Origin of the sequence: Novosphingobium sp., from assembly GCF_032093395.1 — a bacterium.
Taxonomy (GTDB): domain Bacteria; phylum Pseudomonadota; class Alphaproteobacteria; order Sphingomonadales; family Sphingomonadaceae; genus Novosphingobium.
Window position 1 is genome coordinate 25971 of record NZ_DAMDBA010000056.1, and the last position, 8131, is coordinate 34101.

The following is an 8131-nucleotide window of genomic DNA, read 5'->3' on the forward strand; positions in this document are numbered from 1 at the left end:
GCATGTTGTTGCCGGGACCGGAGGCGCAACAGCTTGCCGCCTATATCGGCTGGCTCCTGTATAAGACGAAAGGCGGACTGGTCGCCGGCGCTCTGTTCGTCCTGCCTGGCTTCCTCGCAATCCTGTGCCTGAGCTACATCTATGTGCTGCTCGGCCATTCCCCGGTCGTGATGGGTCTGTTCTTCGGCCTCAAGGCGGCGGTGCTCGCCGTTGTGCTTCAGGCTGTCGTGCGAGTTGGGTCACGCGCGCTGAAGAACAATGTCATGCGCGGCATAGCGGCGGCGGCGTTCGTCGCCATCTTCTTCCTCGACGCGCCCTTTCCCGTCATCGTTCTGACGGCAGCGCTCGCGGGCTATGTCGGTGGGCGGCTCGGCCTGCCTGCTTTCAAGGGCGGCGGCGGCCACGGTCCGTCGAGCGGTAACATCGTGCATGACCGCGATACGGCTCTGGGCGAAGGTCTTCCCGACCATGCCCGGCCGAATCTTGGCTGGTCGCTCAAGATATCCGGCGCCCTGCTTGTCCTCTGGCTCGCGCCGGTCGGCATCCTGTTTGCTTTGCTCGGCCCGGACGATGTCTATACCCGCATCGCGACCTTCTTCAGCCAGATGGCGGTCGTAACGTTTGGTGGGGCCTATGCCGTCTTGGCCTATGTCGGGCAGGAAGCGGTCGGCACCTATGGCTGGTTACAACCGGGTGAGATGCTGGATGGCCTTGGCCTCGCGGAAAGCACGCCGGGACCGCTCATCATGGTGACGCAGTTCGTGGGTTTCCTTGCGGCTTTCCGCGAGGCTGGCGGGCTGCATCCGCTGGTGGCAGCGACCCTCGGCGCGATCCTGACGACCTGGGTGACCTTCGTGCCTTGCTTTCTCTGGATATTCGCAGGTGCGCCGTTCGTGGAGCGTCTGCGCGGCAATCTCGCGCTGTCCGCCTCGCTCGGCGCGATCACCGCTGCAGTCGTTGGTGTCATCCTCAATCTGGCGCTCTGGTTCGCGATCCACGCGCTGTTCCGTCAGGTTCACGCGGCGACTATCGGCCCGGTTTCCTTCGACTTGCCGGTCCTGTCGTCGCTTCATGTACCCGCGCTTGTCCTCGCCATCGGTGCTGCGGTGGCGGTGTTTCGCTTCAAAGTCGGCATGATTCCGACGCTTCTGGCGACGTCTGCCGCCGGCATCGCCCTTTATCTGCTCACGCCCATTTTCTGACGTCCACCTTTCGAAAGGAGACCCTGATGAAGTCCATGCGATTGTTGAGCCTGCTCGGCCTTCTGGCGCTGAGCGCCCCGGCACATGCGGCCGAACCCTGGGAGCAGGCAATCGCCACGTCCTTCGGCAAGGCCGGGACGGAGATGCCGGGCGGCGTCTACCGCATCGCTCTGCCGCGCAGCGATCTCAAGGTGACGCTGGACGGCGTCGCCCTGAAACCCGCCCTCGCGCTTGGTTCCTGGCTCGCGTTCATGAGCCATGGGAATGGCGAGGTCATGGTGATGGGCGATCTCGTCTTGACCGACACCGAGGTTAATCCGGTAATGGCCAAGCTCGTGGCGAACGGGTTCGAGATCACCGCTCTGCACAACCATCTGCTGCGCAATAGCCCTCACACCATGTATATGCACATCGGCGCGAGTGGCGATCCGGCGAAGTTGGGCAAAATCCTCCACGATGCGCTGGCGTTGAGCAAGACGCCGCTGACGGCTCCTGCGACTTCTGCGCCGGCCCAGCCAGATGCGATCGACCTCGATACGGCGTCGCTCGACAAGATCATGGGCTACAAGGGCAAGACCGGGGCGGCGTCTATGCCTATGGCATTCCGCGTGCCGAAGCACCGCGCGACGGCGGCATGGCGCTCCCACCCGCCATGGGATCGGCCATCGCGATCAACTTCCAGTCCACAGGCGATGGCAAGGCTGCCATCACCGGGGATTTTGTGCTGGCAGCTTCAGAGGTTAACCCGGTCCTACGCGCGCTGCGTGAGAACGGCATCGAGGTGACTGCCCTGCACAACCATATGCTGAACGACGAACCGCGCATGTTCTTCATGCATTTCTGGGCAAATGACGATGCGCAGAAGCTAGCGACGGGCCTGGTAGCGGCGCTCAGCCATGTGGCTGTTACCCCAAGTACGCGCTGAGGCTAAGGCTGCGCGTCCGAAATTCTCAGATCAACCCGCGCCAATGGTGCTGCCTCTGGCGCGGGAAGGTCTGCTTAAAGGAACGGGATTGAATATAACGGATGGCAGAAATTGGCGCTGAGCTGCCGTCTAGGACATGCAGGGTGTGCCATGTGGCACACCCTAGCGTCCCCCAATCGAGCGGGACTTCTGCAATATCTGGTCTTGAGCCATTTCCCTGACGCGCTGATCCTGGCGAGCCTTGACCCCGACACCTGAAATTGTCTCTCCTCGCCCATGAGAGCCAGGTCGCGCCTTTGTCGTCGCGTCGCGACAGGAGGGCGTCGAGCGTCGCGCATTCGGGTTTACTGAGATCCCCGGCGAGCACGTCATGGACCAGATCCCCGGCCTGCTGCCGCGCCCGCCGCACGATCGCCTCGACCACCGTCACGGGCGGCAGCAGCAATCGCCGGCGGCGCATCTCGTCGATGACGATACCGGCAAGCCGCGAGGGCCGGGTGGTGGTCTGCGCGATCGGCATGGCGAATGCGACCAGCGCGTGAAAATCCGCGCGACTGAAAACGCGATGACCGAAACGGCGCGACAGGTCGGCGAGGTGCGTCCGCCGCGTTTCGTCGCGGCGGGCATAGTCGCGCCATGACGCGGGCGACACATCCAACTGACGGGCCACGAACGCGAGGATCGGCATGGGCGGCGCTTCGCCGGCTTCCAGCACGCGCCCGGGCCAGCGGAGATACAGCATCAGCATCGCATAGCCGAGGCGGGTGGCGTCGCCGCGCCGGGATGCGATCAGTTCAAGATCGTCACGGGTCAAGGTGAAGTGGCGGGCGATTTCGCGTTCATCGAGCGACGAATCATAATGCTCCGCAAGCATCTCGCGGGTCAGCAGGTGTCTTCTGGCCAAGCTCGAACCCCTCCATGTCACTGTCCGTCAGACGTCCGTTGGACGGTCACCGGGAATGTGTCCGTCAACTCTGGACCTTCGATGGCGATTCGGACAAGATCGCATGATGATGGGAAAACGGACAGTATGGGGCGGCCCGTGGCGCTGATCGGCTATGCGCGGGTCTCCACCCCCGACCAGAAGCTGTCGCTCCAGCATGACGCTCTCCAGCGGGCAGGATGCGATCGGGTTTTCGACGATCAGGCGTCGGGAGCCAGGACCGACAGGCCGGGCCTTGCCGAAGCACTGGCCTATTTGCGCGCCGGCGACACGCTGGTGGTATGGAAGCTCGATCGCCTCGGCCGCTCGATGAGCCACCTCATCGAAAAAGTTGGTGAACTGGCGGCGCGAGGCATCGGGTTCCGCTCGCTCACCGAGAACATCGACACCACCACGCCGGGAGGGATGCTGGTGTTTAACATCTTCGGCTCCCTCGCGCAGTTTGAACGTGATCTGATCCGCGAGCGCACCCAAGCGGGTCTGCGAGCCGCGCGCGAGCGCGGCAGCAAGGGTGGCCGCCGTCCTGTTGTTACACCTGACAAGCTACGCAAAGCGCGGGCGCACATCGCAGCAGGCCTTACTGTGCGCGAAGCCGCCGCCCGGCTCAAGATTGGCAAAACCGCCCTTTATAAAGCGTTGGAAGGCGCAAAGGCGTAATAGCTATGGCCCCAAATATCGATCCGATCCGTCATCATGTTACACAATCCCGCGTAAACGCACGCATTCGGGTTATCATCGGAATCTACATAACCTGTTTTGGGATTGGCGTTTTCAATCATGCGCGAGACTTTGCAGCATACGGATGGAGGCCCTATGATTGGGGGCCGTTCCTACTAGAGGTATTCTGGTCCTTACTGATATTCTTAGACGCGCTTGCTATTATGCTACTTCTTTCGCGTTTCAGGCGGGCGGGCTTGGTTCTGGCCGCGTCAATTATGATCGGTGATGTCGCTGCAAACACCTACGCTCTGATAGCCTTGAGCATTCCGGCATTTGGTTTTTCGGTTCCGCTTCAGGCAACGTTCCTGGGCTTTGTCCTTGGCTCGCTACCGTTCGTTTGGCCCGTAAAACCTGCTGGGTGCGGTAAGCGGTAGCCCCTGCGGCCGCCTTAGCCCAGGTCGTACTGCATTCGTTCGTCTCTCGCGTACGTAAAATTCACTTTCGTGTAGTCACCCCATCTACGGATACAGAATGTTCCCCGGACGGGGACCGTATGCCAGGGCTTTCCGCGATTGGCTTCTCGCCGAAGCCGAGCAGGCACGCTCAAACGACGACCTTGCCCGGCGCTTCATTGCCCGCTGCCGTGAAACCATGACCATCCTGCCGGCGATCACGACAATCGAGCGTTTGTGCGCGGACGCGCTCGTCGCCGCCGAACGTCGGATCGAGAAGCGGATCGCGGCCCGTCTCGATCCCGTCGCCTGTGATGGGCTCGACCGACTGACTACCGAGATGCTGCCGGGGGCGATCAGCCGCTTCATCTGGCTGCGCCGGATTGAGCCGGGCAACAACTCCGCCGCGGCGAACCGGCTGCTCGACCGGCTCGAGTTCCTGCGCGCGATGAACCTCAATGATGGTATACTTGCCGGTGTTCCACCGCATCGCGTCGCCCGGCTACGCCGGCAGGGCGAGCGCTACTTCGCCGATGGCCTGCGCGACCTCGGCGCCGATCGGCGCCGCGCTATCATGGCGGTCTGCGTCATTGAATGGGCCACGGCGACTGCGGATGCGGTGATCGAAACACATGACCGGATCGTTGGCCGCACCTGGCGCGACGCGAAGCAACTGCATGACGCGCGGGTCGTAGAAACCAGAGGCGCTACCACTGCGACTTTGAACGGCTTCACTGCACTCGGTCAATCATTGCTCGAAGCGGATGGCGACGGCGCGTCGCTGGAAGATGCGGTCGCGGGCGGGGCGGGATGGGAACGGCTCACCAGCCTCGTCGCTACGGCCAAGACGTTGACGGACACCTTGGGCGATGATCCGCTGGCCTATGTTGATCAGGGGTATCACCGCTTCCGTCGGTATGCCCCGCGCATGCTGCGATGCCTCGACCTCAAAGCTGCGGCGGTTGCACGGCCTTTGCTGGACGCGGCTACCGTCATCGCTACCAAGGGCGCAGTTCCGGCGGCCGACGATTTCTTGCGCCCGCATTCCAAATGGCGGCGACAGTTGCGGGCGAAGGGCGATGATGATGCCCGCCTCCGGGAAGTCGCGGTCATGTTTCACCTGCGCGACGCGCTGCGCTCGGGCGACATATGGCTCGACCGCTCGCATCGATATGGTGACCTGCGCCACGTCCTCTTGCCGATGGCGGTCGCGCATGCCGCGAAGCTGGCGGTCCCGTCCGACCCGCATGTCTGGCTGGCTGACCGCAAAGTGCGTCTCGCTGATGGCCTTGCCCGGCTCGGTCGCGCCGCGCGCAGCGGTACAATTCCGAAAGGCAGCATCGAGGACGGCACGCTGCGCATTGATCGGCTCACCGCTGACGCGCCGGATGGGATCGAGGATCTGGTGCTTGATCTGTATCGCCGGCTGCCGCCCGTCCGCATCACCGATCTGCTGCTCGAAGTCGATACCGCGCTGGGTTTCACTGATGCCTTCACGCATCTGCGCACCGGCGTGCCATGCGGCGACCGAATCGGCCTGCTCAACGTCCTGCTTGCCGAGGGCCTGAATTTGGGTCTGCGTAAGATGGCAGAGGCTTCCAACACTCACGACTATTGGCAACTCTCCCGTCTCGCTCGCTGGCACGTCGAAAGCGAGGCGATCGACCAGGCGCTGGCCAACGTGGTCGCGGCGCAAGGGGCGCTGCCGATGGCCCAGGTCTGGGGTATGGGCAGATCCGCATCGGCCGATGGCCAGTTCTTCCCCGCCGCACGGCAGGGCGAAGCGATGAATACGATCAACGCCCGCTACGGCAACGATCCCGGCATCAAGGCCTATACCCACGTCAACGACCGCTTCGCGCCGTTTGCATCGCGGACCATTCCAGCCACGGTCAGCGAAGCACCTTATCTACTCGACGGGCTGACGATGAATGAGGCAGGGCGACGGATCGAAGAGCAGTACGCCGACACTGGCGGGTTCACCGATCATCTGTTCGGGATCAGCGCGATGCTCGGCTGCCGCCTTGTACTGCGCATCCGCGACCTCCCATCCAAACGACTGTACGTGTTCGACCCTGCCGCGACGCCGAGCGAATTGCGCCCGCTGGTGGGCGGCAAGGCGCGTGAGGCGCTGATCGTTTCCAACTGGCCCGATCTGTTCCGCTGCGCCGCCACCATGAGCGCTGGACAGGTCGCGCCGAGCAGCATCTTGCGCAAGCTCGCCTCCTATCCGCGCCAGAACGATCTTGCCTCCGCGCTGCGCGAGGTGGGCCGGATCGAGCGGACGCTGTTCATCATCGAATGGATACTCGACGTCGGCATGCAGCGCCGTGCACAGGTCGGCCTCAACAAAGGCGAGGCACATCATGCGCTGAAAAATGCCCTGCGCATCGGCCGTCAGGGCGAAATCCGCGACCGCACGACGGAGGGTCAGCATTACCGGATCGCCGGCCTCAACCTGCTCACCGCCATCATCGTCTACTGGAACACCCTGCACCTTGGCCATGCCGTTGAGGCCCGGCGCCGCGAAGGGCTCGATACCCCCGACCATCTTCTCGCCCATATTTCGCCGCTCGGATGGGCACACATCCTCCTCACTGGCGAGTACCTTTGGCCCAAGGACGCCGGCGCTTAGGGTGTCATTCCGCCCTCAGCCGGAACCGACCCCGCCCAGCCGCTCGCAAGCGTCGCACCAAGTGAGAGGAACAGGCGTCGCATAGCGCGCCTCGGCATCATGATCATGGATATCATCCCCTCATGACGGAGGCGGCGCGCCAACATGTGATGCGCCGCTCCCGGAGTGGGTTAGCCCTTGTCCGACTTGCCTGCGCCGCGCATGCAGTCGGCGGCGCTTGGCTGCACCATCACGCAATCGCAGCTGGCCATGTCCCGGCTCTGGGGAACCCATATGCGAACACGCGCGGGGCCAGTCGCCCGCGGACCATATTGCGGCGCCGACCGCCATTCCCAATGGCCTTGCGGCGTGCTGCTCGCGTCGGCTGCAAGCGCAGGCACGGCGAGACTGAGAGCCGCCACGAGGGCGGCCGAAAGCATCGTTTTGATCATTACGAAGACCTTTGACTGAAAAGAAGGAAAACGGGCGCACGCGCATCGATCGACGCGCGCAGCCCGTGCTCGTTCAATCAGGCAAGGCTGGTGGGAGGATCCGGCTCGGGCACAACCGCCTTGCCGGTCAATATCCTGTCGGTCGTCCAGAAGCTGGGCGCATCGTAGACACGCGCAGGCGCAACGCCGCCTGCCAGGTCAGCTGCGACCAGCGGGATCACGCACCCCATCGCGGCGATGCAATCGAGTGTCAGGCCCTTGCAGGGCTTTTCGCGGGGCGCGGGCTGCTGCTTGGCCATCATCGCCATGCAGTCCGCATCCATGCCCTTGGCCAGCGGCGCGCCGGCCGCCTGCGGCACGCTGTGCGCCGCCGCCATCTGGGCTCCGAAGAGACCGGACAGCGCTCCGATGACGAGCAGAAGGGCGAGCAGGCGTTTCACGAGCCTCGATATTTAGCGGGTTTAGCAGGCGCAGCCAACCAAAGTCTCGTGCCGCCCGGATTTTCAAGTGCGGGCTGACGATTCCGTCAGTTCCGCGTCAATAATGATCCGGCCCGGGGAAGAAGATCGGCTGCGGCCTCTACGTATATCGAGGCTGGACCCGGGACCGTAGTCCCAAGCCTGAAGAGACGCTCTTCCCCTCGGCAGGTCCGGGCGGTGGCTTACCATCCAAGGAGGTGAATATGGTCAGGAAAACTCTCATGGTCGCGCTTGCCGGCATTTCGATGCTTGCTGCCGTCCCCGCAATGGCCCAGGGCATCGGGCACAGCTTGTTCATGCGCGGCTCGATCGTCGACACGGGCAGCAACGGCACGGTCGTGTGCATCGGCAAGGCCGATGGCGCCGAGGTCGGCCAGAAGCTCGAGGTCTATCGCGTCGTGACC

5 protein-coding genes and 4 pseudogenes are annotated in these 8131 nt (G+C 63.5%); 6 read left to right on the forward strand and 3 right to left on the reverse strand.

Annotated features, from left to right (window positions below; genetic code table 11):
• The 3 genes and pseudogenes from RT424_RS17035 to RT424_RS17045 all read left to right on the forward strand — a co-directional run.
• Positions 1-1202 (forward strand): chromate transporter (locus RT424_RS17035; RefSeq protein ID WP_313440682.1); only part of this gene is annotated, 1202 nt, incomplete at its 5' end.
• 143 nt (positions 1203-1345) lie between these two features.
• Positions 1346-1609: pseudogene (locus RT424_RS17040) on the forward strand (DUF1259 domain-containing protein); the annotation flags it as partial.
• Positions 1610-1803: 194 nt separating this feature from the next.
• On the forward strand, positions 1804-2127 hold the full coding sequence (locus tag RT424_RS17045) for a DUF1259 domain-containing protein (RefSeq protein ID WP_313440690.1): 324 nt from the start codon (positions 1804-1806) through the stop codon (positions 2125-2127).
• Positions 2128-2395: 268 nt separating this feature from the next.
• Here RT424_RS17045 and RT424_RS17050 read toward each other — a convergent pair.
• A pseudogene (locus RT424_RS17050) lies at positions 2396-3031 on the reverse strand (DUF4158 domain-containing protein); the annotation flags it as partial.
• Between the two features lie 138 nt (positions 3032-3169).
• Between RT424_RS17050 and RT424_RS17055 the strand changes: the two are divergent.
• Positions 3170-3727 carry a recombinase family protein gene (locus RT424_RS17055; RefSeq protein ID WP_313440686.1) on the forward strand — a complete coding sequence of 186 codons (558 nt, stop codon included), beginning with the start codon at positions 3170-3172 and terminating at the stop codon, positions 3725-3727.
• Between the two features lie 501 nt (positions 3728-4228).
• Positions 4229-6817: pseudogene (locus tag RT424_RS17060) on the forward strand (Tn3 family transposase); the annotation flags it as partial.
• A gap of 170 nt (positions 6818-6987) precedes the next feature.
• On the opposite strand, the gene RT424_RS17065 reads toward RT424_RS17060, so the two are convergent.
• Positions 6988-7248 carry a hypothetical protein gene (locus RT424_RS17065; protein WP_075153460.1) on the reverse strand — a complete coding sequence of 87 codons (261 nt, stop codon included), beginning with the start codon at positions 7246-7248 and terminating at the stop codon, positions 6988-6990.
• Positions 7249-7325: 77 nt separating this feature from the next.
• Positions 7326-7688 (reverse strand): hypothetical protein, encoded by a 363-nt coding sequence (locus RT424_RS17070; RefSeq protein WP_075153459.1) that lies wholly within the window; start codon positions 7686-7688, stop codon positions 7326-7328.
• 242 nt (positions 7689-7930) lie between these two features.
• Between RT424_RS17070 and RT424_RS17075 the strand changes: the two are divergent.
• A pseudogene (locus RT424_RS17075) lies at positions 7931-8131 on the forward strand (hypothetical protein); the annotation flags it as partial.

Excerpts from the sequence above, each read along its gene's own strand:
- RT424_RS17065 (WP_075153460.1), bottom strand. The coding sequence starts at position 7,248 with ATGATCAAAACGATGCTTTCGGCCGCCCTCGTGGCGGCTCTCAGTCTC.